Raw genomic sequence first — 26,011 nt, forward strand, 5'->3', positions numbered from 1 at the left:
TCCATGCATGCCGCTTTCATCGCCACTCTTATCGGCGCGGTTTCCGTGTCGGTACCGTCGCTTGCGCAAGAAACACGCGACATCGCCAAGGAAGAAGCCAACCGCAAAATCGTGCTGGAATTTTACGATGGTGTCTTCAACAAGCATGAAGTGGAAAAATACTCCGAAGTGCTGGCCGAGAACTACATCCAGCACAATCCGGGCGTACCGGACGGCAAAGCGCCTTTCGTGAAGTTCTTCACCCAACGCTTCAAGGACAACCCGACGGCGACCGCACGCATTGTGCGTAGTGCCACGGATGGTGATCTGGTCTTCATTCATCTTCAATCGAAAATGAATGAAGCAGACCGCGGCCGCGCCATCGTCGATATTTTCCGTGTTGATAACGGCAAGATCGTCGAGCACTGGGATGTCATCCAGGCTGTTCCCGAAACGTCCAAGAACAACAACACGATGTTCTAAACCTTTCGGCCAAAACCGCATTAGAAGCCAGCCATTTCGGCTGGCTTTTCAATTTCACGGCATTCACTCGACAAAAACTGTTCTTGTCGTCGCTTCTGGCTTGTTTCCTTCAAAAAGCAATCCTACGATATCACAATTCACCGGCCTACTGCGCCCTTCCCCGACAGATCAGCAGCAGTCACAGCGTATCCACGCTCGCCGGTGCCATGGATTACAGTCGAAAGACACACGAATTAAGGACGTGGAAAATGACCGACAAGCACGCCTCGAAGGCAATGTGGACCTATTACAAGGGCGAGTGGCGCGAAGGCGACGTGCGCATTCTGGGCGCGGCCTCGCATGCAACCTGGCTCGGTTCAGCAGTGTTCGACGGCGCGCGCCTGTTCGAAGGCGTCACGCCGGACCTCGACCGTCATTCGGCCCGCGCCAATGATTCCGCCCGTGCGCTCGGCCTTGAGCCGACGCTTTCGGCCGATGACATTGAGGCACTCGCGCTGGAAGGGCTGAAGAAATTCGCCCCCGGCACCGATGTCTATATCCGTCCCATGTACTGGGCCGAAGAAGGCGACAGCAGCACGGTCGCGCCGCTTGCTTCCTCAACCGATTTCGCCTTGTGCCTCGAAGCCATTCCGATGGTCGAGCCTAAAGGCTTCACCATCACCACGACCTCGTTCCGTCGTCCCTTTCTGGAAGTGATGCCGGTCAATGCCAAGGCAGCCTGCCTCTATCCGAACAATGGGCGCATGCTGCTCGAAGCCAAGGCCAAGGGCTTTCACAATGCAATCGTGACTGATGTGCTGGGCAATGTTGCAGAAACGGCGACCTCCAACATCTTCATGGTTCGCGGCCGCGAAGTCCTCACGCCGGTACCAAATGGCACCTTCCTCAACGGCATCACGCGCCAGCGCGTCATCATGTTGTTACGTGCTGCTGGCGTGACGGTGCATGAGACGACGCTCAAGATCGAGGATTTCCGTCAGGCCGACGAGATCTTCTCCACCGGCAATATGAGCAAGGTTGTGCCGATCATCGGCTTTGATGATCGCAAGTTGGAATACGGAGCCGTTACCAGGCACGCCCGCAGTCTCTATTGGGAATGGGCGCACGCCTAATTTCCAGCCAAAAACGTCTACTTCCATAATGCTCCGGGTCGTTCTGCCCCGGAGCCAATCCCTGACAGCGGCTGACGCATGATCGAACATACCCCCCTGTATCTGGCAGTCGCTATCACGGCGGCATTTCTGGTTGGCATGTCGAAAGGCGGCCTGCCATCGGTCGGCACGCTCGCCGTTCCGCTGATGGCGCTCGTCATCTCGCCGGTCACAGCCGCCGCCTTGCTGCTGCCGATCTATGTCATCAGCGACATGTTCGGGCTTTACCTCTACCGCCACCATTATTCAGCGCGCAATCTCGCCATTCTCACGCCCGCAGCCATTGTCGGCGTCGGTATTGGCTGGCTGTTCAGCTCGCATCTCTCCAGCACCTTCATCGGCATGCTGGTGGGGTTGGTCGGCATCCTGTTCTGCCTGAACGCCTGGATCGGCGCACGCTATCGCCGAAAAGCCCGCAAGGCTGATGTTCCGGGCGGTGTCTTCTGGGGGATTCTCACCGGCCTTACCAGCTTCGTGTCGCATTCCGGTGCGCCGCCGTTTCAGATGTATGTCCTGCCGCAGCATCTGGAAAAGCTGGTCTTCGCCGGCACATCGACCATCCTTTTTGCCATCGTCAATGCCGTGAAGCTGGTGCCATACTGGCAGTTGCAGCAGTTTTCCAATCTCGATCTGTCGATGGGACTCTGGCTGATTCCTTCCGCAGTGATCGGCACTTTTGCAGGTGCGAAACTGACGCGGCTCCTTCCAGACGGCCCTTTCTTCCTGCTCGTACAACTCACCCTGTTCGGGCTTTCCATCAAGCTGATAGCCGATTGGGTCATGCCGTATTTCTTTGGTTGAGACGCTTTCAGAGTTCTTGCCAGACGGCTTCGCTTCCGCCACCATGCGCGCAAAAATGAGGGGAGATTGTGCGAATGGCGGACGCGGATGCGATCATCATCGGCGCGGGGTTGGCTGGCTTGGCCGCAGCGAACGAACTGACCAGCGCGGGCAAAACAGTCATCCTTCTGGAACAGGAAGGCGAAAACTCCATCGGCGGTCAGGCGTTCTGGTCGCTGGGCGGACTGTTCATGATCGACACGCCCGAGCAACGCCGTCTTGGCATCAAGGACAGTTTCGATCTCGCCGCGCAAGACTGGTTTGGCTCAGCACAATTTGACCGCCCGGAAGACCTCTGGCCCCGGAAATGGGCCGAAGCCTATCTGCAATTTGCAACCGGTGAAATGCGCCCATGGCTGCGCAGTCTTGGCATGCGCTGGTTTCCCGTTGTCGGCTGGGCCGAACGTGGCGGCGCACTCGCCCATGGGCATGGCAACTCGGTGCCGCGTTTCCACGTCACATGGGGCCCGGGCCCGGGCGTCGTGGCCCCGTTTGAACAGCGGCTGCGGGATGCAATGACAAAAGGCCTTGTCACCCTGAAGTGCCGTCATCGTGTCAGTCAGATCACCAGCGCCAACGGACGCATCACCGGCGTTTTCGGTGAAGTGCTGGCCCCCTCCACGGCGGAACGCGGGCAGCCAACTTCCCGAGAGGTTATCGGCGAATTCGCATTTGGCGCTGACAACGTTATCGTAACGTCCGGCGGCATTGGCGGCGATCCTGAACGCGTGCGCCGGGCATGGCCGCGCGAAAGGCTCGGCAATCCGCCGAGGGAAATGGTGCTGGGCGTACCAGCCTATGTGGACGGGCGCGGCATCGATATGGCGGTGAACGCAGGCGGACACGTCATCAATGCCGATCGCATGTGGCACTACACCGAAGGTTTGCGCAACTGGAACCCGATCTGGCCCAATCATGGCATCCGCATTCTGCCCGGCCCTTCCTCCATGTGGTTCGATGCGCGCGGCAACCGTCTACCGGCTCCCTATCTGCCCGGTTTCGACACGCTCGGCACACTCAAGCACATTCTCTCTACCGGCTATGATTATTCCTGGTTCATTCTGACCGAGAAGATCATCCGCAAGGAGTTTTCACTGTCCGGCTCGGAGCAAAATCCGGACCTGACCGGCAAAAGCTGGAAGCTGCTGCTGAAAAGTCGTCTCGGCAAAGCTCCACCACCGCCCGTCAAAGCCTTCATCGACAACGGTGCCGATTTTATCACTGCCAAGACGATTGAAGAGCTGGTTGCGGGCATGAACAATTTGAGCGGTGAGAAACTGCTCGATGTGCGACGCATTCGCGACCAGATCGAAGCGCGGGACCATGAAGTGGTCAATCGTTACACGAAGGACGCACAGATCATGGCGATCCATAATGCGCGCGCCTATATCGGTGACCGGCTGACGCGCGCCGTACCGCTTCATGCGCTGCTGGATCCGGCCAACGGCCCGCTGATTGCCGTCAAGCTGCATATTCTGACCCGCAAGACGCTGGGCGGTCTGCACACCAATCTCCAATCGGCAGTTCTGGGCGAGGACGGCGAGCCGGTGCCCGGCCTTTATGCGGCAGGCGAAGCTGCCGGTTTCGGCGGCGGCGGGTATCACGGCTATAATGCTCTGGAAGGCACATTTCTTGGCGGCTGTATATTCTCCGGGCGGGCGGCAGGCCGGGCGGTGGCTTCAATCTGAATTGCCAGACGCCTTCTGAAAACACCAGCAACCAACTGATTTAATAAAATTTTCAACCGAATTTCAGCCAGCGAACCCGTGGCGCGCTGTCCCGTTTTCTATATGAGATTTTTATATCGCGGCTGGTTTCCCTGTCTCGAAACCCTATGCCGTAAGGTCACATAATCCCTGCATGGCAAAAAGCCTTCACAACAGGGAGCCCCGCAAGGGGACGACATTATGGACATCGCCGTCCTGGCAATCGGCATCGGCTTCTTCGCTCTGCTCTTTGGCTATTTGCGCGTCTGCGAAAAGCTTTGAGGACGTAACATGCTGATCGAATACATCGCTGGCGCTTTGGTCGCCATCTTCATCGCGATCTATCTTCTTTATGCGCTCATTCGACCGGAGCGGTTCTGACCGGCCCGCGAATAGCGGCCCTGTAGGGGCTTGGGAAAAACCATGACAATCAATGGATGGATACAGATCCTCGTCTTTTGCGGGATCATCATTCTGCTCGTAAAGCCGCTTGGCGGCTATATAACGCGTGTCTTCAACGGCGACCGGACATTTCTTTCGCCGGTTTTTGTGCCTGTCGAACGCGGGCTATACCGTCTTGCGGGCACTGGCGAGCGCGAGGAACAGCACTGGACGAGCTACACTGCTGCCATGCTGCTGTTCAATCTGGCCGGGTTTCTTCTGCTTTATGCGATGCAGCGGTTTCAGGGCGCACTGCCCTTCAACCCTATGGGCATGAGCAATGTGCCCGCCGACCTCGCCTTCAACACCGCCACCAGTTTCGTGACCAACACCAATTGGCAGAACTACGGCGGCGAAAGCACCATGTCCTATCTGACCCAGATGGCCGGACTGACGGTGCAGAACTTCGTCTCGGCTGCGACGGGCGTGGCAATCGCGATGGCGCTTATTAGAGCTTTCTCGCGCAAATCAATGAAAACACTCGGTAATTTCTGGGTCGACCTCACGCGCTGCACGCTCTATATCCTGCTGCCGATCTGCATCGTGATGACGCTTGCCTTCGTCGCACTCGGTGTGCCGCAAACGCTCGGCGCTTATGCGCAAGCCACGACGCTGGAAGGCGCGCGGCAAGTCATTGCGCTTGGGCCGGTTGCATCGCAGCTGGCAATCAAGATGCTCGGCACCAATGGCGGCGGCTTCTTCAACGCCAATTCCGCGCATCCGTTTGAAAACCCCGACGCCATCTCCAACATGATCCAGATGGTTGCGATATTCGCTATCGGCGCATCGCTGACCAATGTCTTTGGCCGTATGGTTGGTAATGAGAAACAAGGCTGGGCGATCTTTGCGGCCATGGGCGTGCTGTTCGTTGCAGGCGTAGCCATCTGCTATTGGGCAGAAGCTGCGGGCAATCCGCTGATCCACGCGCTCGGCATCGACGGCGCGAATATGGAAGGCAAGGAAGCCCGTTTCGGCATCGCCATGTCTGCCCTTTTCGCCGTGGTCACGACTGCTGCATCCTGTGGCGCGGTGATTGCCATGCATGACAGCATGATGGCGCTCGGCGGTATGATCCCGATGATCAATATGATGCTCGGTGAAATCATCATCGGCGGTGTCGGCGCAGGTTTTTACGGTATCATCCTGTTCGTCATCGTGGCGATTTTCGTTGCTGGCCTGATGGTTGGTCGCACGCCTGAATATCTGGGCAAGAAGATTGAGGCCAAGGAAGTCAAGATGGCGATGCTGGCCGTGCTGTGCTTGCCGCTGTCGATCCTCGGCTTCACGGCAATCGCCTCCGTCATCCCGGCAGGCTTAAGTTCCATTGCCAATCAGGGGCCGCACGGCTTTTCGGAAATCCTCTACGCCTATACGTCGGGCACCGCCAATAACGGCTCGGCATTCGCCGGGCTCTCCGGCAACACGCCCTGGTACAACATCACCATCGGCCTTGCCATGCTGATGGGGCGCTTCCTCGTCATCGTTCCCGCCATGGCCATTGCCGGGTCGCTGGTCGCCAAGAAGATCGCACCGCAATCGGCAGGCACCTTCCCGACCCATGGTCCTTTGTTCGTGGGCTTGCTGATCGGCGTCATTCTGGTTGTCGGCGGGCTGATCTTCTTCCCCGCGCTGGCGCTGGGACCGATCGCCGAACACCTCGCCTTGATCCAGGGAAAGACCTTCTGATGCTGAAACCGTCGAGTTGCATTCTGTCGATCCTTGCCGTGATGCTCATCCTGTTTCTCGCCATCCGGCTGATCTGAGCGTCCGCTTCGCAAAACATCTACTGGAGCCTCGTTATGAGCCAGTCCAAATCCGCGAGCATTCTCGATGCCCGCATCCTTATCCCGGCGGTTGGCGATGCCTTCCGCAAACTGAACCCGAAAAGCCTCGCCCGAAACCCGGTCATGTTCGTTGTGGCCGTCGTTTCGGCCCTCACCACGGTGCTGCTTGCTAAAGACATCGCGACCGGCGGGGCCAATGTCGGCTTTTCATTCCAGATCGTGCTGTGGCTCTGGTTCACGGTGCTGTTCGCCAATTTTGCCGAAGCGGTCGCCGAAGGGCGCGGCAAGGCCCAAGCAGAATCCCTGCGCCGCACGCGCACCGAAACACAGGCCAAGCTTCTGAACGGCGACAGCAAGACCGATTACAAAACCGTCGCTGGAACAAGCCTCAAGGTCGGCGATATCGTTCTCGTCGAAGCGGGCGACATCATCCCGTCCGATGGCGAGGTGATCGAGGGTGTGGCTTCGGTCAATGAAGCCGCCATCACCGGCGAATCCGCACCTGTCATCCGCGAATCCGGCGGCGACCGTTCGGCTGTCACCGGCGGCACGCAAGTACTGTCGGACTGGATCAGGGTGCGTATCACGGCGGCTCAGGGCTCGACTTTCATCGACAAGATGATCAGCCTTGTGGAAGGCGCCGAGCGTCAGAAAACCCCGAATGAGATCGCGCTCAACATCCTGCTTGCAGGCATGACGCTGATTTTCGTTCTGGCCGTGGTGACGATTCCAAGCTTCGCGACCTATGCGGGCGGCTACATCCCGGTCATCGTGCTTGTCGCCTTGTTCGTAACGCTGATCCCGACCACCATCGGCGCTCTGCTGTCAGCCATCGGCATTGCAGGCATGGACCGTCTGGTGCGCTTCAATGTGCTGGCAATGTCGGGCCGCGCGGTGGAAGCAGCAGGCGATGTCGACACATTGCTCCTCGACAAGACCGGCACGATCACGCTCGGCAATCGTCAGGCAACCGCCTTCATGCCGTTAACCGGCATCAGCGAACAGGAATTGGCCGACGCCGCGCAGCTGGCCTCGCTTGCCGATGAAACGCCAGAAGGTCGGTCCATCGTGGTTCTGGCCAAGGAGAAATATGCCATTCGCGGTCGCGACATGCAGAACCTGCATGCGACTTTCGTGCCCTTTACCGCGCAGAGCCGCATGAGCGGTGTCGATATCGATGGTTCGTCCATCCGCAAGGGCGCTGTGGATGCCGTGCTGAAACATGTGGGCCAGAACCGTGCGACCGAAGAAAAAGTCACCCACGAACTGCAAGCCATTGCCGATACGATTGCAAAATCCGGCGGCACGCCGCTGGCCGTGGTCAAGGATGGCAGGCTGCTTGGCGTCATCCATCTCAAGGATATCGTCAAGGGCGGCATTCGCGAGCGTTTCTCCGAACTGCGGCGCATGGGCATCCGCACGGTGATGATCACCGGCGACAACCCAATGACCGCAGCGGCAATTGCGGCTGAAGCAGGCGTCGATGATTTTCTGGCGCAGGCGACCCCGGAGAACAAGCTGGCGCTGATCCGCGAAGAACAGGCCAAGGGCAAACTCGTCGCCATGTGCGGCGACGGCACCAATGACGCGCCTGCCCTCGCACAGGCCGATGTGGGTGTCGCCATGAATACCGGCACCGTGGCGGCCCGCGAGGCAGGCAATATGGTCGATCTCGACAGCGATCCGACAAAGCTCATCGAGATCGTTGAAATCGGCAAGCAGCTTCTGATGACACGCGGCGCGCTGACGACCTTCTCCATCGCCAACGATATCGCGAAATATTTCGCGATCATTCCGGCCATGTTTCTGGCGTTCTACCCGCAGCTCGGCGCGCTCAACATCATGAACCTTGCCACGCCGCAAAGCGCCATTCTCTCGGCCATCATCTTCAACGCGCTCATCATCGTGGCGCTGATCCCGCTTTCGTTGAAGGGCGTGAAATACAAGGCTGTCGGCGCAGGCGCCCTGCTCGCGCGTAACCTGCTCATCTACGGCCTCGGCGGCGTCATCGTTCCGTTCATCGGCATCAAGGCCATCGATATGGCCATCGTTGCCCTTGGCCTCGCATAAGGATTTTCACCCATGTTGAAGCAACTTCGTCCCGCATTGGTCATGATCGTCGCGCTTACCGTCATCACCGGGTTCATCTATCCGCTCGGTATGACCGGCATTGCCCAGGCAGTCTTTCCGCAACAGGCCAATGGCAGCCTGATCGAGAAGGACGGAACGGTCATCGGTTCTGAACTGATCGGCCAGAATTTTGCCGCTGACCGCTATTTCCAAGGTCGCCCATCCGCCGCAGGCAAGGATGGCTACGATGCATCCAGCTCCGGCGGCTCCAATCTCGGCCCCACCAACCCCGCTTTGATCGAGCGGATCAAGGCCGAGGCGGAAACTTTGAAACAGACAACGCCTGACACAGCGATCCCTATCGACCTCGTGACCACCTCGGCCAGCGGTCTCGACCCGCATATTTCGCCGGAAGCAGCCCTTTATCAGATACCCCGTGTAGCCAAGGCGCGGGGCATTAACGAAGCCGCACTGCGCGGCATTGTCGAGCAGCAGGTGGAAGACCGCGAGCTTGGCTTTCTCGGTGAACCTGTGGTCAACGTCCTGAAACTCAATCTTGTTCTGGACAGAACCGCAGCTAAATAAAGTAGAATACGGGCGGCGCAAACGATGCCGCCCGCTTCGCAGGAGCACTATCATTGATGTCGGACGACATACGCGCTGACAACACACGGCCCTCTCCCGATGCCCTGCTCGAACAGGCGGAGCGCGAAACGCGTGGCCGCCTCAAGATATTTCTGGGCGCGGCGCCCGGTGTCGGCAAGACCTATGAAATGCTGATGTCCGGCAGAGCACGCAAAGCCGATGGCGTCGACATGGTGATCGGCGTGGTCGAAACCCACGGCCGTCGCGACACTGAAGCCTTGGTCGACGGGCTGGAAGTCATCCCCCGCGCCCTTGTTGCCTATCATGGCCATGAACTGGAAGAGATGGACATCGACGCTGTGCTGGCGCGCCGTCCGCAGCTGGTTCTGGTGGACGAACTTGCCCATAGCAATGCGCCGGGCAGCCGTCACCCCAAGCGCTATCAGGATGTGGAGGAAATCCTCGCGCAGGGGATAGACGTCTACACCACGCTGAATATCCAGCATGTCGAAAGCCTGAATGATGTGGTTGCGCAGATCACGCGCATTCGCGTTCGCGAGACCGTGCCAGACAGCATTATCGACCGCGCCGACGATATCGAGCTGATCGACCTCACGCCAGGCGATCTCATCAAGCGGCTCAACGACGGCAAGGTCTATCTTCCCAAGACGGCTAAGCGCGCAATCCGCAACTATTTCTCGCCAGGCAATCTGACGGCGCTCCGCGAACTGGCGCTGCGGCGCACTGCGCAGCGGGTGGACGAACAGCTTCTCACCCATATGCGCGCCCATGCCATCGAAGGTCCGTGGGCAGCGGGCGACCGTATTCTCGTTGCCGTTGATGAACGGCCACGTAGCGCATCGCTGGTGCGCTATGCGCGCCGTCTGGCCGATCGGCTGCGCGCGCCCTGGGCGGTCATTCACATCGAAACGCCGCGCTCTGCCAATATGTCGGAGGATGAAAAAGACCGGCTGTCGGCAACCATGCGTCTTGCCGAACAGCTTGGCGGCGAGCCGATCATCATTCCCGGCCAGTCGGTGGCGGAAGACATTATCCGCTATGCCAGCACGCATAATTTCACGCAGGTGGTTGTCGGCAAATCAGCCAAGCCGCGCTGGCGCGAAATTGTCGAAGGTTCGGTCGGGCACGAACTGATCCGCCGGGCGGGCGCTATAGATGTGCACATCACGGCAGGCATCGACCAGGAGGCGGCCAGCAACGCTCGTAAGGTCAAGACCGCCGCCCCATCGGCAAGCCTGCAAATTCTGCCTTATGCAATCGGCACAGCAGTCGTCGCAGCCGCGAATGGCGTCGGGTTGCTGCTCGACCAGTTTCTCGATGTTCGCAGCATAGCGCTGGTCTTCGTCGTCGGCGTGCTTGGCGTTGCGGTTACGCTTGGTCTGTGGCCTGCGCTGTTCGTTTCCATCATCAGCGCCTTCGCCTATAATTTTTTCTTTCTGCCGCCGCTTTACACACTGTCCATTGCGGACCCGGAAAGCGTGGTGGCCCTCGTCTTCTTCCTCCTCGTCAGCTTTGTAGCCAGCAATCTGGCAAGCCGCGTGCAGCGTCAGGCAGCATCGGCACGGCAGCGCGCGCGCATGACCGAGGATCTTTATCTTTTCAGCAAGAAGCTCGCGGGCACCGGCTCGCTGGACGATGTGCTTTGGGCAACGGCCTTCCAGATTGCTTCCATGCTGAAGGTGCGTGCGGTCATCCTGCTGCCGGAGCGTGAGAGCATCGCGGTGCGCGCCGGATATCCACCGGATGACACACTCGACGATGCCGATATCGCCGCTGCCCATTGGGCTTGGGAGCACAATCTGCCCGCTGGACGCGGTGCCGATACGCTGCCTGGCGCACGCCGTCTTTACCTGCCGCTGCGCACGGCGCGAACTTCGGTCGGTGTCATCGGTCTCGACAATGACCGTCAGGGACCGATACTCACGCCCGAACAGCAACGACTGTTCGAAGCGCTGGCCGATCAGGCCGCCATCGCCATCGAGCGCGTGCAGCTGGTGGAAGACGTCGAGCGCGCAAGGCTTGCCGCCGAAACCGACAAGTTGCGCTCCGCACTTCTCACCTCGATCTCGCACGACCTGAAAACCCCGCTGGCGGCCATCATGGGTGCCGCCACCACATTGCGCGAATATCACGGTTCCTTGCCCTCTGAAGATCAGGCTGATCTTTATCAGACCATCGTGGATCAGTCGGAACGCCTCAACCGCTTCATTGCCAATCTTCTCGACATGACCCGTATTGAAGCGGGTGCAATGGAGCCGAACCTCTCTCCGCATTATATCGGTGATATCGTCGGCGCCGCCTTGCACCGGGCCGCAAAAATTCTTGCGCGTCATGCGGTTCGCGTATCAGTGCCCGCCGATCTGCCGATGCTGCGGCTGGATGCAGTTCTGTTTGAACAGGTTCTGTTCAATCTTCTCGACAATGCCGCGAAGTACGCGCCGGAAGCCTCTGAAATTGCTATCGAAGCCCATATCAGTGGAACGCGGCTTATTCTGGAAATTGCCGATCAGGGGCCGGGCATTCCCGCCGATGACCGGGAACGGATTTTCGACAGCTTCTATCGCGTTCGCAAGGGCGATCACGTTCAAGCAGGCACGGGCCTTGGCCTGTCCATCGCGCGCGGTTTTGTCGAAGCAATGGGCGGCACTATCGCCGCTCGCAATCGCAGCGACCATGACCACAATTGGTCTGGCGCAGTCTTCGTCATCTCACTGCCGCTTCCATCCGGCGACGCTGAAACGGAAACAACGCAATGAATATGCAAAGCGTCAAAGTGCTGATCGTCGATGACGAACCGCCGATCCGTAAACTCCTTCGGGTTGGGCTGACCACCGAAGGTTACACGACCGTTGAGGCCGCCAATGCCACTGAGGCGATGGAGAAGATCGAGGCTGAAAGCCCCGACCTTGTGCTTCTCGACCTTGGTTTGCCGGACATGGACGGCCATCGCCTCCTGCTGCAATGGCGGCAGGAAGGGCGCAACCTGCCCATCCTCATTCTTTCAAGCCGCACCGACGAGGTCGGCATCGTCAAGGCGCTGGAACTCGGCGCTGATGATTATGTGACCAAGCCTTTCGGCATGCGCGAACTGGCAGCGCGCATCCGTGTTGCGCTCCGTCACAAGCTGCAACAGCAAGGCGAAAAGCCAATTTTCCAGAGCGGCGGTCTTTCGGTTGATCTGGTGCGGCGCATCGTCAAGGTCGAGGGCAACGACATCAAGCTGTCACCCAAGGAATATGACATTCTCCGCCTTCTGGTGCAGCATGCGGGCAAGGTTCTGACTCATCAATATATTCTCAATCAGGTCTGGGGCCCGGCGGCAGATGTGCAATATCTGCGCATCTATGTGCGCCAGCTTCGCCAGAAGATCGAAGCCCTGCCCGACCAGCCGCAATATATTCTCACCGAAACCGGAGTTGGCTATCGCCTGCGCGAAGCAGACGCCCTATAATCAGAAAGACGCTGAGAAAACCGGTAACGGAGGTATTCGATGGTCGAGCTGACGAACAACCTGGACAATCTGGAATTCATCATTGCGAAGGCGCGCGAATACGATGTGCAGGTGCCTGCGGTGGACGAAGACTCCGGTTCCAATCCCGGCGATGACAGAGACGTCGATATTCTCGATGCTTCGCTCGACAACCCGACCCGGAAGGAGCTTTTCGCCGCCATACGCTCCCTGAATGAAGACCAACGCATCGAATTGCTCGCCTTGATGTGGGTTGGACGCGGCGATTTTTCGCCGGAGGAATGGGACGAGGCCCTGTCGACAGCAAGCGACCGCCATAATGGGCGCGAGGCAAAATACCTGATCGGAACGCCGCTTCTGGGCGATTATATCGAGGAAGGCCTTGTGTCGCTCGGCATTGATGTCGAAGCCTACGATAATGAATAAGAAAAATTGATGATTCCATCCGTCCTTCTGTTTTGACGCTGCCATATCCGGGCATTAAGGTTGCCCGCAAATGCATGCTGGTTCGATTTGGATCGGCTTGCAGAACAACATATGGGAATTCAAAACCGACGGAGGAATGCGCCATGCTTCAGAAGAACCTGGTTCAGAAAACGGATTTTTACATCGACGGCGCCTGGCGCGCTCCAATCGATGCCAAGAGCATCGAAGTCGTCAATCCGGCCAATGAAAAGCCCTATGCGGTGATCTCCGGCGGCTCGGCTGCCGATATCGATCTCGCGGTTGCGGCTGCGCGCAAGGCATTCCCCGCTTGGGCCGAAACGCCAGCGAAAGAGCGCATCGCCTATATCCGCCGTATCGCGGAAATCTACGATTCCCGTATGGATGAAATGGCCAAGGCCATTTCGCACGAAATGGGTGCGCCGATTACGCTTGCACGTGAATCGCAGGCTGCTGTTGGCGTGTCGCACATCAAGGCTTTTGTCGCTGCCTTCGAGAATTTCGAGTTTGAAGAAATTCTTTCTCCGAAATTTCCAAACCAGACCATCGTGCATGAACCTATCGGCGTTTGCGGGCTGATCACCCCGTGGAACTGGCCGATGAACCAGATCGCGCTGAAGGTCATTCCCGCGATTGCGGTTGGCTGCACGGTCGTGCTCAAGCCGTCCGAAATCGCGCCGATGTCGGCCATGCTGTTCGCCGAATTTGTCGATGCAGCCGGTCTGCCGAAGGGTGTGTTCAACCTCGTCAATGGCGAAGGCCCGGTGGTCGGCGAAGCCCTGTCGCAGCACCCGGATGTGGACATGATGTCCTTCACCGGTTCGACGCGTGCAGGCACGGCGGTTTCCCGCGCTGCCGCGGCAACCGTCAAGCGCGTTTCGCTGGAACTCGGCGGCAAGTCGCCGAACATCGTCTTTGCCGATAGCGATCTGGAAAAGACCATCGAACGCAGCCTTGCCCATTGCTTCGAGAACACCGGTCAGTCCTGCAATGCGCCGACACGCATGCTGGTCGAACGCTCGGTCTATGACAAGGCCGTCGAATTCGCGAAAAAGGTAACCGAAGGCACCAAGGTCGGTGATCCTGCGGAAGAAGGCGATCATATCGGACCGCTTTCCTCGTCGATCCAGTTCGAAAAGGTCCAGAAGCTCATCCAGAAGGGCATCGACGAAGGCGCACGCCTTGTTGCTGGCGGTACGGGCCGTCCGGATGGCTTCACGGAAGGCGATTTCGTCAAGCCGACTGTCTTCGCCGACGTAAACAACGACATGACCATCGCTCGCGAAGAAATCTTCGGACCGGTGCTGGCCATGATCCCGTTTGAAACGGAAGAAGAAGCGATCGCCATCGCCAATGACACGCCTTACGGTCTTGCCGCCTATATCCAGACGGGTAGCCCGGAACGCGCCAAGCGCGTTGCGCGCAAGCTCCGCGCTGGCATGATCCAGATCAACGGCACGTCCCGCGCTCCGGGCAGCCCGTTCGGCGGATACAAGCAGTCGGGCAATGGTCGCGAAGGCGGCAAGTGGGGTCTTGAAGACTTCATGGAAGTGAAGCTCATCAGCGGCTGATCTTAACCAGCAGATGTGAAAAATGAAAAAGCGCCGCTAAACGGCGCTTTTTCTTTATAAAACTTGCTCTTCGAACCGGGAAGTCAAACAACCGGCGTAGATGGCAACAAGGTCTGCAAGGCATCGTAGCATGCCAGCACCGTTTCCATTTGCGCGGTGTGACCTTTAACGAAAGCGCTGCCATAGATCGTCTCATCCGGATATTCCGTGATCAGCGTCAGCGGCACCGTATGGCGGTCATCGACACCGACAAGGCACGGGAAACCGTTGATAATGCGGAAGCCCGTTTCGCCTGCATGCTGCTCGAAAAGCTTGATCTGGGCGTTGTTATAGGCAACCAGACCATCAATCGCGGCCAGATGTTTCGTCACGCGGTCGATCAGTTCTTCCGCTTCCTTTTCCCAGGAGGCATGGTGGCGGATGATCAGGAAAAAGCCCTTCGGCAGCGTCCACATAGCAAAGGAACGCGGCACATAGCCGGAGAGCGGGCGCGTCCATTCATGCGACGGATAGCCGTGCAGGTTGACGTGCAGTTTCGCATCCGTCCGCTTTTCCGCCTCGACGCGAATGGCTTTTTCGTAAAGCCCCTCGCCGCTGCGATATTCCAGATCGTCACCGAGCGCCGTATAGCGCGCCGCGTGATGCATGTGATGCGGCTGAAGTGCACAGAGCCGCTTGTGTATCTCGTATCCGTCCGGGTTTTCCTGCGGGGAGATCGTGAAATGCGCGCCTTCACGCGCCGCAAGCCGGTTGGCTGCGCGCAATGCCCCGACAACACCCGTCGTCTCATTGGCATGCTGACCGGCGCTGATCATCATCGCGGCATCGCTGCCCTTGCGATACGTCGCACGCACCGTTCTGCCAGAGCGAGTTCTGGCGTCGAATGGCTCACCGCCAAGTCTGGCAATTTCGCGGCGGATCTGATCGGCGGAAAGCGGCGCTTGCGCCGTCTCCAGAACTTGCTCTGCCGTCAATGCATCATCGGTGGAAAGCGGTCGCGTTTCCACTTTGACGGACGGTTCGGCATCGCGGAAGCGGACTTCCGGCACGATCTGGCCCGGTTGCAAGCCACGGTCACCGACCGGGCGGCCGGACTTTTTCTGAAAAACTTCCAGCAGCGAGAAATAGATATCCTCGTGCATGGCTTCGGTGAGGCTGAGCGTCTCCTCATCATAAGGCAGACGGCGATCGGTGATCGGCAGACTGACAGCGATGTTCAGCTCATCGAAATAAGGTTCGCCGCGCTCCCAGTCATGGGCCGCAATGGTCGAAACCGTGTCATGAAACAGCTTTTCATAGGATGTCTCATAGCGCGCGTTTTCGGTCTTGCGGTCCTGCGTGACGATCAGCCAGCCGGTTGGCGACACCAGCGTTTCGCCGATAAAATCCACATGCACGCGGTTCGGCGCGAAAACCCGATGGCTCTCGCTATGGCCATTGGCAAAGACCAGATCGACGTCATAATGAAAGTCGTCTTTGCCCGAAGCTGCGAAAGTCACCTCCACCTTCGGCAGCAAAGCAGACAAGGGATAGGTTTCAAGCAAGAAACGGTTCTGTACGCAAGCCTCATGACGCGGATAACGGATCACCGCCGACTTCAGCGCCGCGCCATCCACTTCCTCCAGAAAGAAATGCAGAAGCGGCTTGTAAGCCGAATGCAGCCGCGCCTCGACGCCTGCTTCACGCAGCTTCGTTTCGGCAGCAAAGCGGCTCGGCTGATCATCGAACAGCCATGCTTCCACCTTCGCGCCGTTCATTTCCGGTTTCAGAAAGTGCTCGACAAGCGCATGAACGGTACGCGGATAGGTTTTCTCAAAAAGCACGCTCATCGGGAAGTCCTGCCAGTTGGGTCGAGGCTGTCACGCAGCCAGTCGCCAAGAAGATTGAGGCCAAGCACGGTGAAGAGAATGGCGAGGCCCGGGAAAATGCTCACCCACCACGCGGTCTGGAGATAGGTGCGCCCGTCGGCCAGCATGCCGCCCCAGCTTGGAATGGTCGGATCAACACCGAGACCGAGGAAGGTCAGGCTCGATTCCAGCAGAATATTGTTGGCCACATTGAGCGTCATCAGCACGATGACCGGACCAAGCAGGTTCGGCAGCAGGTGCTGGAAGATGATGCGCCAGTCCTTCACGCCGATAGCGCGGGCGGACAGGATGAACTCGCGCTCGCGTAGCGACAGCACCGAACCGCGCACCAGTCGCGCATATTGCACACATTGCGAGACGATCAGCAGGATGATGGTGTTGAACAATCCGCCGCCCAGAATGGCCATCACAGTGATGGCAAGCAGGATGAACGGCATCGCCAATTGCACATCGACAAAGCGCATCAGCGCCATGTCCCAGAAGCCGCGATAATAACCGGCAACAAGGCCCATGATGGTGCCGATAACCACGGAGCCAATCACCGAAACGAAACCGACAAACAGCGAAATCTTACCACCCGTGATAACCCGCGCCAGCACGTCGCGGCCCAGCGGATCGGTGCCGAAAACATGGGCCGGATTGACGAATGGCGGCGTCAGGCGCGCCAGAAGATCAATCTTGTTAGCGCCGCCCGGAAACAGATAGCCGGAGAAAATCACGGCCAGACAAATACAGCCGGTCAGCACGACACCGACGATGAATTCGAGGCTCGCAAAACGCGAAAACAGAACGGATGAGGTTTTGGTTGCCATGGGTCCTACTCCGTGCGGATACGCGGATCGACAAGGCCATAGGCGATGTCCACGAGAAGATTGACGCCGATGATCAGCATGGAAAGGATCGCGATGGTGGCCTGCAAGACAGGATAATCGCGCCCCGCCACAGCGTCGAAGGCAAGCGTGCCCATGCCCGGCCAGTTGAACACACGTTCCACCACGACGATACCGCCGAGCAGACCGCCAAACTGAAGGCCGAGATAGGTGATCAGCGGAATGGCGCAATTGCGCAGCGCATGCTTGTAGAGAACCTTGTTTTCACTCAGCCCCTTGGCGCGCGCCACCATGATATATTGCGATTGCAGCGTTTCCAGCATGGCCGTGCGCACAAGGCGGACATTGGTCGCCGTCAGAATGATGCCCATGGTGAGCGCCGGCATGATGAAGCTTGCAATGCCGCTCATGCCGCTTGGCGGCAGCCATTGCAGTGTGATGCCGAACAGCAGCACCAGCATGGTTGCCAGCCAGAAATTCGGGAAGGACAGCCCCACCAGCGAGCAGATGCGGATGAGCTGATCGGCCCATTTTCCACGCGACACCGCAGCCTTGATGCCAAGTGGAACGGAAATCACGATGGAAACGAACAGCGAGGCAAAGGCCAGCATCAGTGTGGCGGGCAGAGCGCCAGCGACGAGCGTGGAAACCGGCGTACCGCCAAGGAAACTGCGGCCCAAATCCATGGTGAACAGTCCTTTGAGGAACTGCCAATATTGAACGAAGAACGGCTGGTTGAGACCGAGACCTTCGCGGATGCGTGCGAGATCGGCTTCGGTGATGCTGCCAGCACCTTGCGTCAGCATCAATGCCGGATCGCCTGTCAGGCGGACCGCGAAAGCGACAAGCAGCGTCATCGCGACAAGCACGAACAACGCCTGCAAAATTCGTTTGATCAGAAATCCGGCCACCAGTGCGCCTCCGAAATGCTGCGGCAAGCCGGTCATATCCGGCTTGCCGTATTGTCATTCTTGCTTATTCGACAGTGACGTCCGTCAGACGCAGACGGCTGTCAGGCACCGGCACGAAGTTCTTCACGCGCTTGTTGACGCCGAAGATTGCCTTGAGGTTGTAGAGCGGCATTTCCAGTGCGCGGTCGGCTGCGTAATGCGCGATTTCCTGCAGCAGCTTCTCACGTTCACCGCGATCAATAACCGAGCGCTGCGCTTCCAGCATCTTGTCGAGCTTTTCGTCCTTGTCGTACGGGTTCCACTTTTCGCCCGAATGGTACATGGAATAGGCGGTGTTATCGTAGTCGAAGGTCCAGCCGCCCCAGGCCTGCTGGAACATCGCGCCGGTCTTGCCCTGCGGGATGATATCGTTCAGCAGAACATTGGTGTCGTAAGGCTTTATGGTTGCATTGACGCCGACCATCTGCAGGAAGCTCGCGATGGCCTGCGCCACTTCATTGAAGCTTGCATCCTGACCGCGCACGTCGATCTGCACGTTTGCGCCGGGCTGAACGCCCGCTTCTTCCAGCAGCTTCTTCGCGCCTTCCGGATCGTAAGGCAGCGGCTTCATGTTCGGGTCGAAGCCGAAGGACAGCGAACCCTGGAAACTTGCAATCGGCTCGGCCTGACCTGCCAGAATGGACTGGATGATCGCGTCGCGATCAACTGCCATTGTCAGCGCCTTGCGCACGCGCTCATCCTTGGTGATGCCGTCAGCCGTGTTGAAACGCAGGGCATAGACTGTCGGGCCAGCCGTCGTGACGAGTTCCAGCTTCGGATCACTCTGAATGGTCGGGATCATGCCAATCGGAATGGTCGGCGGGATGACCAGATCAACGCGACCAGCCTGAAGTTCGGCAACAGCGGTCGAAGGCTCGGTGATGAAGCGGTATTCGAGTTCGGAGAGCTTTGGCGCGCCGCCCCAATGATCGGCAAAAGCCTCAAGCTTGATATTGACCTTCGGCTCATAGGAAACGAATTTGAACGGTCCGGTGCCGACCGGATGGGTGTTGAAATAGTCGTCGCCCTTTTCCTGAATATATTTCGGCGGAACGATCATGCCGCCATAACCGGCCAGCTTGGTGATGAGGACCGGGTCCGGTGCCTTCAGATGAAAATCGACGGTCTTGTCGTCGATGACTTCCACCTTTTCGATGGCGATATAATTCGAACGCTGCGGGCCTTTCGCGCCCTCGTCACCAAGCAGGCGATCAAAGGTGAACTTGACGGCTTCGGCATTGAACGGCTCGCCGTCATGGAACTTGACGTTCTCACGCAGATGGAAGCGGATACGCTTGCCGTCATCCAGCTCATCCCACGAGGTTGCCAGTGCCGGAACAATCTTGAGGTCTGGTCCGCGATAGACGAGACCATCGAAAATATTGGTGGCGATAGAAGCCCAGTTGACAAGGAAAGTGTCGATCGGATCCCAGCTACCCGGGTCCTGCGGCGACGAAACGGTCAGCTTTCCGGCAGCGAAAGCCGGAGCAGATGCAAACACTGCCGCCGAGAGAGCGGAAGCCATGAGAACGGCTTTAAGTGTTTTCCTTATCATTGTTTTTCCCCTTTGGGTTTCTGTTGAACTTTGTGCGTCAGGCTGTTTCGGCCACGAAATGCCCGGTTGCGACCTCGCGATGGCGATAGATCGGCGGCTTGTCATCGATCCGGCGCGTCGTGCTTGGAATTTCACCTTCCAGCGCAGGCCGGTTGGTGCGCGCCGACGGATCGGCAATCGGCACCGCCGAGAGAAGCCGCTTGGTGTAGTCATGCGACGGTGTTTCGAAAACCTGCTGCCGTGAGCCCAGTTCCATGATCTGGCCGAGATAAAGAACAGCGACGCGGTGGCTCATCTTTTCGACCACCGCCATGTCATGGCTGATGAAGAGATAAGCCAAGCCCTGCTCTTTCTGCAGGTCCATGAACAGGTTGATGACCTGCGCCTGAATGGAAACATCGAGCGCCGACAGGGCTTCATCGGCGATGATGAGCTTCGGCTTGGAGGCTAGTGCACGCGCTATGCAGACGCGCTGGCGCTGACCGCCGGAAAACTCGTGCGGATAGCGCTTGGCGTGTTCCGGACCGAGGCCAACCCGCTCCAGCAATTCCGCCACGCGTGCATTGATTGCCTTGTCGTTGTCGAGAAGGCCATGCGTGCGGATGGGTTCTGCAATGGAAAAGCCGACCGTCTTGCGTGGATCGAGCGATGCGAACGGGTCCTGGAAAATATACTGCACTTCACGGCGCATGGCATAACGCTCGGCAGCGCTCATGGCCGAATAGGCCTTGCCGTTGAAGCGAATATCGCCGGAAAGCGGCGTCTGCAATTGCTGGATGGTGCGCCCAATGGTCGATTTTCCCGAACCGGATTCACCGACCAGCGCCAGCGTTTCGCCCGGAAAAATATCGAATGCGACCTTCGACACCGCATTGCAGACATGGGTGACCTTGCCGAACAGGTTCTTCTTGATCGGAAATCGTACGTAGAGATCGTCCACGGAAAGCAACGGCTTGTCGCCATAGCGGGCCGTGTCCTGAATGCGCTCCTCACCGGTCAGAACAGGCACACCGTCGCGCATGGTCATGACCGGCATCCGCTTGGGGAATGCTTCGCCCGTCATACTGCCAAGCTTCGGCACTGCCGACAGCAGCGTTTTGGTATAGGCATGTTGCGGCTTCGAGAAAATCTGCCCGACCGGGCCTTCCACATGACGACCACATCGTCAGCCATTTCCGCCACCACGCCCATATCGTGCGTGATGAAAATCACCGCCATTTCAAGCTCTTGCTGCAAATCCCTGATAATGTGCAGTATCTGGGCCTGAATGGTCACATCGAGCGCGGTCGTCGGCTCATCGGCAATCAACAGTTTTGGGCGGCAGGCAAGCGCCATGGCGATCATGACGCGCTGGCGCATGCCACCGGAAAGCTGATGCGGATAGCGCTTCTGCAGCCCTTCCGCATCCGGCAGTCGAACCATTTCCAGAAGTCGCTTCCCCTCGGCAAGCGCCGCCTGCTGGGTCATGCCTTCATGCAACATCAGCACTTCGGATAGCTGATTACCGATGGTGAAAACCGGATTGAGTGACGTCATCGGCTCCTGGAAGATCATGGCGATCTCCTTGCCGCGAATGCCCCGCATTGTCTTCTGATCGGCTTTGAGCAAATCGCGTTCGCCGAACAGAATGCGGCCGGACGGGAATTTCGCGCCGCTCATATCGGCAAGCCGCATGATGGAAAGCGACGTAATGGACTTGCCCGAACCGGATTCTCCCACCACAGCCAGCGTGCGACCGGGATGGACCGAGAAGCTCAGATCGTCAACGACACGGCTCGCGCCAAATTCGACACTGAGGCCATCGACGGTCAGGAGAGGTTTTGAAACTGGTTCGCTCAACTCGGTTCCGCTCAAACTTTCAACCCTCTTAAAGTGTGATGGCAGACCGCGTGGCCTGATTGAATGCACCGGACATAAAGCGCAAAAGGGCAGCCACTTCGGAAAGCGTTTCTTCCGATGGGCGCGCATTGGCCGTGGAATCGACCAGAAGACGCTCGCGAATCTGCGCATAGCGCGCGCAGGCATCGGCGCCCTTGGCGGTGATCTTCACCGTCTTTTCCTTTGCCGCCTTGCCGGTCGTCAGCAAGCCAGCATTTTCAAGCTTGCGAATGGCATAGGTGGCAATATGCGTGTCTTCGATGTCGAGAACGAGGCAGATATCAGCAAGCTTCTTCTCGCGATCACGATGGCGGATCGAATGGAGAATCAACACTTCGATGGGGGAAAGCCCCGGCAATCCCGCCGCGGCCATGCAGCGAACCATCCAGCGTGAAAAGGCGTGCGATGCGAGAATGAGGCCATATTCAACCTCGGACATGCCGGGCGAACCGCCTTCAGCCAGATGCGCGGACGAAACAATGGGGCCTATCGAGGCGACCGGGCGCAAATGCTTGGGCAGCGTGACTTCATCGAAGCCAGCCTCCTGCATTTCGTCTCCGCTTTTAGGCTCTTCCTCAAAAGCCTTATCTTTACCCATTTTGACGCTCCCGCTTTTATGTGAATTTTATGTCATCATCTTATCGACATTTTGTCAATAAAATGTGACTATCAATTTCAGAAGTGTTTTCAGAATACACAACTCAATGCATCTGGAATTTTGTGTGAGGGAGCCAGCGATGAGCGGAACGGGACGCGGAGTATGGGACTTCTGGATCGACCGCGGCGGTACGTTTACGGACGTCATCGGGCGGGATCCGCAGGGCCAGCTCCATGCACGCAAGGTTCTCTCCGAAAACCCGTCTGCCTATAAGGATGCCGCCGTTCACGGCATTCGCCTGCATCTTGGCCTCGAGACCGGCGAAGCTGTTCCCGCCGGGATCATCGGCGAAGTTCGCATGGGCACGACGGTCGCGACCAATGCGCTTCTGGAGCGCAAGGGCGAGCGGCTGGCTCTTGTCACCACCAAGGGTTTTCGCGATGCGCTGCGCATTGGCTATCAGGAGCGCAAGAACATCTTTGCGACTGAAATCATCAAGCCGGAAGCGCTTTATGAAAAGGTCGTGGAGCTGAACGAACGCGTTCAGGCAGACGGCACAGTTGAAACGGCGCTCGATCTCTCCGAGGCCGAAGCAGCATTGGTTGCGCTGAAGGAACAGGGCTACAAATCAGTCGCTATCGCCCTCATGCATGCTTATAAGTTTCCTGCGCATGAGGCTGAAATTGCTCGCATTGCGCGTGGTCTCGACTTTGAGCAGGTCTCCGTCAGCCACGAGGTTTCCCCACTGATCAAGCTGGTCGGGCGTGGCGATACCACGGTTGTCGATGCCTATCTGTCGCCCGTTCTCCGCCGCTATGTTGCGCAAGTATCCAACGAACTGGATGTCGAGCGCACCGGCGCGCGCGTCATGTTCATGATGTCATCGGGTGGTCTCACGGCAGCCGATCTGTTTCAGGGCAAGGATGCGATCCTGTCCGGCCCGGCAGGCGGCGTTGTCGGCCTCGCCCGTACCGGCGAAACGGCTGGCTTCCCGAAAGTCATCGGCTTCGACATGGGCGGCACCTCCACAGACGTCGCGCATTTCGATGGTGAATATGAACGCGCTTTCGAAACGGAAGTTGCCGGGGTGCGCGTTCGCGCGCCCATGATGCTGATCCACACTGTTGCCGCAGGTGGTGGCTCGATCCTGCATTATGACGCCGGACGTTTTCGCGTCGGCCCGGATTCGGCAGGTGCCAATCCCGGCCCGGCCTGCTACCGCAATGGCGGACCGCTCGCCGTCACCGACGCCAATGTCATGCTGGGCAAGCTGTTGCCGGAATTTTTCCCGGCGATCTTCGGTCCCGAACAGAACCAGCCGCTTGATGTGGAACGGGTGCGGGAACTCTTCACCGCACTTGCAGCCGAGATTGGCGATGGCCGTTCGCCGGAAGCAGTTGCCGATGGCTTCATCCGCATTGCAGTTGCCAATATGGTCGAGGCGATCAAGAAAATTTCCGTCCAGCGCGGCTATGACGTGACGCGCTATGCGCTCAACTGTTTCGGTGGCGCTGGCGGTCAGCACGCCTGCCTCGTCGCCGATGCACTTGGCATGAAGAATATTCTTCTCCATCCGATGTCTGGTCTGCTTTCCGCCTATGGCATGGGTCTGGCCGATATTCGCGCTACCCGTCAAAAGGCGCTTGGCGTCGCGCTCGATCCAGCAGCGCCCGTAGCGCTGAGAAAACTAGGTGAAGAACTGGCGCAGGAATGCGTTGCCGAACTTCTGGCCCAGGGCATCGAGGCCGCAGCCGTGCAGCGTCATCTGCGCGCGCATATCCGCTATGCGGGCACCGACACGGTGCTCTCCATTGAGGCCACGTTCCCGGCAGAGGACAATGCCAACCGTCTTCGCGCCGAATTCGAGGCTGCCCATAAGCGCCGGTTCGGCTTCATTGCGGAAGACAAGGCTCTTGTTATCGATGCCGTGGAAGTTGAAGCCGTGGGCGGTGGCGCAGGCGAGACCGAAAGCGCCCAATCGCTCGATAGCGATCTGGAAGCTGCAACGGCCAAGCGGACACGCTTCTTCTCGCAAGGCGAGTTGCACGATGCGGGCGTCGTCTTGCGCGAACAGATGCAGCGCGGCCAGACTGTCACTGGCCCGGCGATCATCATTGAGAAGAACCAGACCATCGTTATCGAAGATGGCTGGCAGGCTCGCCTGACCGCGCATGACCACGTGGTGCTGACTCGCATCAAGGCGCTGCCCGTGCGCACGGCCATCGGCACCGAAGCCGATCCGGTCATGCTGGAGATTTTCAACAATCTCTTCATGTCCATTGCCGAGCAGATGGGTGTGACGCTTCAGAACACCGCCTATTCAGTGAACATAAAGGAACGTCTCGACTTTTCCTGTGCGGTTTTCGACGCAGCAGGCAATCTTGTCGCCAATGCGCCGCATATGCCGGTGCATCTCGGTTCCATGGACGCATCGGTCGCCACCGCCATCCGCGAAAACAGCGACATCAAGCCGGGCGATGTGTTCCTCATCAACGCGCCTTATAATGGCGGCACCCATCTACCCGACCTCACCGTCTGCACGCCGGTTTTTGATGACCACAATCGCGAAATCCGCTTCTGGGTCGCAAGCCGTGGCCACCATGCGGATATTGGCGGCATTGCGCCGGGTTCCATGTCGCCGCTTGCGGTCAATATCGAGCAGGAAGGTGTCTATATCGACAATTTCAAGCTGGTGGATCGCGGCACCTTCCGTGAAGAGGCGCTCGCCGCTCTGCTGACCGGCGCCACCTACCCTGTCCGCAACCTGACGCAGAACGTCAATGATCTGAAGGCGCAGATCGCCGCCAACGAAAAGGGCGTTGCCGAACTGAAAAAGATGATCGGTCTTTTCGGCGAGGATGTCGTGAAAGCCTATATGGGCCACGTTCAGGACAATGCCGCCGAAAGCGTGCGCCGCGTGCTCGACAAGCTGCCGGACGGTCATTTCACCTATGAGATGGACCAGGGCTGCCAGATCGAGGTGCGCGTCACCATCGATAAGGAAAAGCGCGAAGCGACGGTCGATTTCACCGGCACGTCGGAGCAGCGTTCCGACAACTTCAACGCGCCGGAACCCGTCACCCGCGCGGCTGTGCTCTATGTCTTCCGCGTGCTGGTCGAAGGCGACATTCCGATGAATGCGGGCTGCCTGCGACCGATCAGGATCGTTGTGCCGGAAGGCTCGATGCTCTCGCCGCAATATCCGGCGGCAGTCGTGGCAGGCAATGTTGAAGTCAGTCAGGCTGTCACCAACTGCCTGTTCGGCGCGACCAAGGCGATGGCCGCAGCACAAGGCACCATGAACAATCTGACCTTCGGCAATGACGAATATCAGTATTACGAAACCATCTGTTCCGGTGCACCCGCCGGTCCCGGTTTCAACGGTGCCGATGCCGTGCACACCCACATGACCAATTCGCGCCTGACCGACCCGGAAATTCTGGAAACCCGTTTCCCAGTCTTGCTGGAAGACTTCCATATTCGCGAAGGTTCTGGCGGCAAGGGAAAATGGCATGCGGGCGATGGCACCAAGCGCACGATCCGCGCACTGAAGACGCTCGAATTCGCCATTCTCTCCGGCCATCGCCGCGTAGCGCCTTTCGGTCTGGACGGTGGCGAAGCCGGTCAGACTGGTCGCAACGAAGTGCGCCGCAAGGACGGTTCTGTCGATGTGCTCGGCAATTGCGACCAGACTGTTCTGGAAGCAGGCGAAGCCTTCACCGTCATCACGCCGAGCGGCGGTGGTTTCGGCAAGCCTGAGTAAATCGTTCCCCTAACCTTCCAATCCA

The 26,011-nt window shown here is 58.4% G+C and carries 18 protein-coding genes and 1 pseudogene; 13 read left to right on the plus strand and 6 right to left on the minus strand.

What is annotated here, in order from left to right; translation table 11 throughout:
• Positions 1–3 precede the first annotated feature (3 nt).
• The 12 genes from ACTJKP_RS11355 (at position 4) to ACTJKP_RS11410 (ending at position 14,544) form a co-directional block, all read left to right on the plus strand.
• Positions 4–462 (plus strand): nuclear transport factor 2 family protein, encoded by a 459-nt coding sequence (locus tag ACTJKP_RS11355; protein WP_440630725.1) that lies wholly within the window; start codon positions 4–6, stop codon positions 460–462.
• A 248-nt stretch (positions 463–710) separates the two neighbouring features.
• On the plus strand, positions 711–1,574 hold the full coding sequence (locus ACTJKP_RS11360) for a branched-chain amino acid aminotransferase (protein WP_440630726.1): 864 nt from the start codon (positions 711–713) through the stop codon (positions 1,572–1,574).
• A 78-nt stretch (positions 1,575–1,652) separates the two neighbouring features.
• A complete protein-coding gene (locus ACTJKP_RS11365) occupies positions 1,653–2,414 on the plus strand; it encodes a sulfite exporter TauE/SafE family protein (RefSeq protein ID WP_440630727.1) in 762 nt (253 codons plus the stop codon).
• Between the two features lie 74 nt (positions 2,415–2,488).
• Positions 2,489–4,141: an FAD-binding dehydrogenase gene (locus ACTJKP_RS11370; protein ID WP_440630728.1), complete on the plus strand. Its 1,653-nt coding sequence runs from the start codon at positions 2,489–2,491 to the stop codon at positions 4,139–4,141.
• 309 nt (positions 4,142–4,450) lie between these two features.
• Entirely contained in the window at positions 4,451–4,540 is a 90-nt protein-coding gene (gene kdpF, locus ACTJKP_RS11375) for a K(+)-transporting ATPase subunit F (RefSeq protein ID WP_078336841.1), read from the plus strand.
• 42 nt (positions 4,541–4,582) lie between these two features.
• Positions 4,583–6,286 (plus strand): potassium-transporting ATPase subunit KdpA, encoded by a 1,704-nt coding sequence (kdpA, locus tag ACTJKP_RS11380; RefSeq protein ID WP_440630729.1) that lies wholly within the window; start codon positions 4,583–4,585, stop codon positions 6,284–6,286.
• 113 nt (positions 6,287–6,399) lie between these two features.
• Positions 6,400–8,454: a potassium-transporting ATPase subunit KdpB gene (gene kdpB / locus ACTJKP_RS11385; protein ID WP_440630730.1), complete on the plus strand. Its 2,055-nt coding sequence runs from the start codon at positions 6,400–6,402 to the stop codon at positions 8,452–8,454.
• Positions 8,455–8,466: 12 nt separating this feature from the next.
• Positions 8,467–9,039: a potassium-transporting ATPase subunit KdpC gene (gene kdpC / locus ACTJKP_RS11390; RefSeq protein WP_440630731.1), complete on the plus strand. Its 573-nt coding sequence runs from the start codon at positions 8,467–8,469 to the stop codon at positions 9,037–9,039.
• Between the two features lie 56 nt (positions 9,040–9,095).
• Positions 9,096–11,816 carry a DUF4118 domain-containing protein gene (locus tag ACTJKP_RS11395; protein WP_440630732.1) on the plus strand — a complete coding sequence of 907 codons (2,721 nt, stop codon included), beginning with the start codon at positions 9,096–9,098 and terminating at the stop codon, positions 11,814–11,816.
• Positions 11,813–12,511, plus strand: a complete 699-nt coding sequence (locus ACTJKP_RS11400; protein WP_440630733.1) for a response regulator transcription factor — start codon at positions 11,813–11,815, stop codon at positions 12,509–12,511. Before ACTJKP_RS11395 ends, ACTJKP_RS11400 begins: the two co-directional genes overlap by 4 nt.
• Positions 12,512–12,550: 39 nt before the next feature.
• The gene (locus ACTJKP_RS11405; protein ID WP_078336835.1) at positions 12,551–12,955 is read left to right on the plus strand and encodes a DUF3775 domain-containing protein; all 405 of its coding nucleotides are present in this window, start codon (positions 12,551–12,553) and stop codon (positions 12,953–12,955) included.
• A gap of 143 nt (positions 12,956–13,098) precedes the next feature.
• Positions 13,099–14,544 carry an aldehyde dehydrogenase family protein gene (locus tag ACTJKP_RS11410; protein WP_078336834.1) on the plus strand — a complete coding sequence of 482 codons (1,446 nt, stop codon included), beginning with the start codon at positions 13,099–13,101 and terminating at the stop codon, positions 14,542–14,544.
• A gap of 83 nt (positions 14,545–14,627) precedes the next feature.
• Here ACTJKP_RS11410 and ACTJKP_RS11415 read toward each other — a convergent pair whose 3' ends face one another.
• The 6 genes and pseudogenes from ACTJKP_RS11415 to ACTJKP_RS11440 form a co-directional block, all read right to left on the minus strand.
• Positions 14,628–16,373 (minus strand): peptidase M14, encoded by a 1,746-nt coding sequence (locus ACTJKP_RS11415; RefSeq protein ID WP_440630734.1) that lies wholly within the window; start codon positions 16,371–16,373, stop codon positions 14,628–14,630.
• On the minus strand, positions 16,370–17,224 hold the full coding sequence (locus ACTJKP_RS11420; protein WP_138784797.1) for an ABC transporter permease: 855 nt from the start codon (positions 17,222–17,224) through the stop codon (positions 16,370–16,372). Before ACTJKP_RS11420 ends, ACTJKP_RS11415 begins: the two co-directional genes overlap by 4 nt.
• 5 nt (positions 17,225–17,229) lie before the next feature.
• A complete protein-coding gene (locus ACTJKP_RS11425) occupies positions 17,230–18,153 on the minus strand; it encodes an ABC transporter permease (protein WP_113533509.1) in 924 nt (307 codons plus the stop codon).
• Positions 18,154–18,217: 64 nt separating this feature from the next.
• A complete protein-coding gene (locus ACTJKP_RS11430) occupies positions 18,218–19,747 on the minus strand; it encodes an ABC transporter substrate-binding protein (protein WP_440630735.1) in 1,530 nt (509 codons plus the stop codon).
• A gap of 37 nt (positions 19,748–19,784) precedes the next feature.
• Positions 19,785–21,601 (minus strand): annotated as a pseudogene (locus ACTJKP_RS11435) (ABC transporter ATP-binding protein).
• A gap of 13 nt (positions 21,602–21,614) precedes the next feature.
• Positions 21,615–22,223 (minus strand): winged helix DNA-binding protein, encoded by a 609-nt coding sequence (locus ACTJKP_RS11440; protein ID WP_440630736.1) that lies wholly within the window; start codon positions 22,221–22,223, stop codon positions 21,615–21,617.
• Positions 22,224–22,362: 139 nt separating this feature from the next.
• Between ACTJKP_RS11440 and ACTJKP_RS11445 the strand changes: the two genes are divergently transcribed.
• Complete coding sequence (locus ACTJKP_RS11445; protein ID WP_440630737.1) at positions 22,363–25,986, plus strand: hydantoinase B/oxoprolinase family protein; 3,624 nt, start codon at positions 22,363–22,365, stop codon at positions 25,984–25,986.
• Positions 25,987–26,011 lie beyond the last annotated feature (25 nt).

Source organism: Brucella sp. 22210 (assembly GCF_052045675.1).
Classification (GTDB): domain Bacteria; phylum Pseudomonadota; class Alphaproteobacteria; order Rhizobiales; family Rhizobiaceae; genus Brucella.

Coding starts and splice junctions, on each gene's coding strand:
- ACTJKP_RS11355 (WP_440630725.1), top strand. CDS start 4: ATGCATGCCGCTTTCATCGCCACTCTTATCGGCGCGGTTTCCGTGTCG.
- ACTJKP_RS11360 (WP_440630726.1), top strand. CDS start 711: ATGACCGACAAGCACGCCTCGAAGGCAATGTGGACCTATTACAAGGGC.
- ACTJKP_RS11365 (WP_440630727.1), top strand. CDS start 1,653: ATGATCGAACATACCCCCCTGTATCTGGCAGTCGCTATCACGGCGGCA.
- ACTJKP_RS11370 (WP_440630728.1), top strand. CDS start 2,489: ATGGCGGACGCGGATGCGATCATCATCGGCGCGGGGTTGGCTGGCTTG.
- kdpF (WP_078336841.1), top strand. CDS start 4,451: ATGCTGATCGAATACATCGCTGGCGCTTTGGTCGCCATCTTCATCGCG.
- kdpA (WP_440630729.1), top strand. CDS start 4,583: ATGACAATCAATGGATGGATACAGATCCTCGTCTTTTGCGGGATCATC.
- kdpB (WP_440630730.1), top strand. CDS start 6,400: ATGAGCCAGTCCAAATCCGCGAGCATTCTCGATGCCCGCATCCTTATC.
- kdpC (WP_440630731.1), top strand. CDS start 8,467: ATGTTGAAGCAACTTCGTCCCGCATTGGTCATGATCGTCGCGCTTACC.
- ACTJKP_RS11395 (WP_440630732.1), top strand. CDS start 9,096: ATGTCGGACGACATACGCGCTGACAACACACGGCCCTCTCCCGATGCC.
- ACTJKP_RS11400 (WP_440630733.1), top strand. CDS start 11,813: ATGAATATGCAAAGCGTCAAAGTGCTGATCGTCGATGACGAACCGCCG.
- ACTJKP_RS11405 (WP_078336835.1), top strand. CDS start 12,551: ATGGTCGAGCTGACGAACAACCTGGACAATCTGGAATTCATCATTGCG.
- ACTJKP_RS11410 (WP_078336834.1), top strand. CDS start 13,099: ATGCTTCAGAAGAACCTGGTTCAGAAAACGGATTTTTACATCGACGGC.
- ACTJKP_RS11415 (WP_440630734.1), bottom strand. CDS start 16,373: ATGAGCGTGCTTTTTGAGAAAACCTATCCGCGTACCGTTCATGCGCTT.
- ACTJKP_RS11420 (WP_138784797.1), bottom strand. CDS start 17,224: ATGGCAACCAAAACCTCATCCGTTCTGTTTTCGCGTTTTGCGAGCCTC.
- ACTJKP_RS11430 (WP_440630735.1), bottom strand. CDS start 19,747: ATGATAAGGAAAACACTTAAAGCCGTTCTCATGGCTTCCGCTCTCTCG.
- ACTJKP_RS11440 (WP_440630736.1), bottom strand. CDS start 22,223: ATGGGTAAAGATAAGGCTTTTGAGGAAGAGCCTAAAAGCGGAGACGAA.
- ACTJKP_RS11445 (WP_440630737.1), top strand. CDS start 22,363: ATGAGCGGAACGGGACGCGGAGTATGGGACTTCTGGATCGACCGCGGC.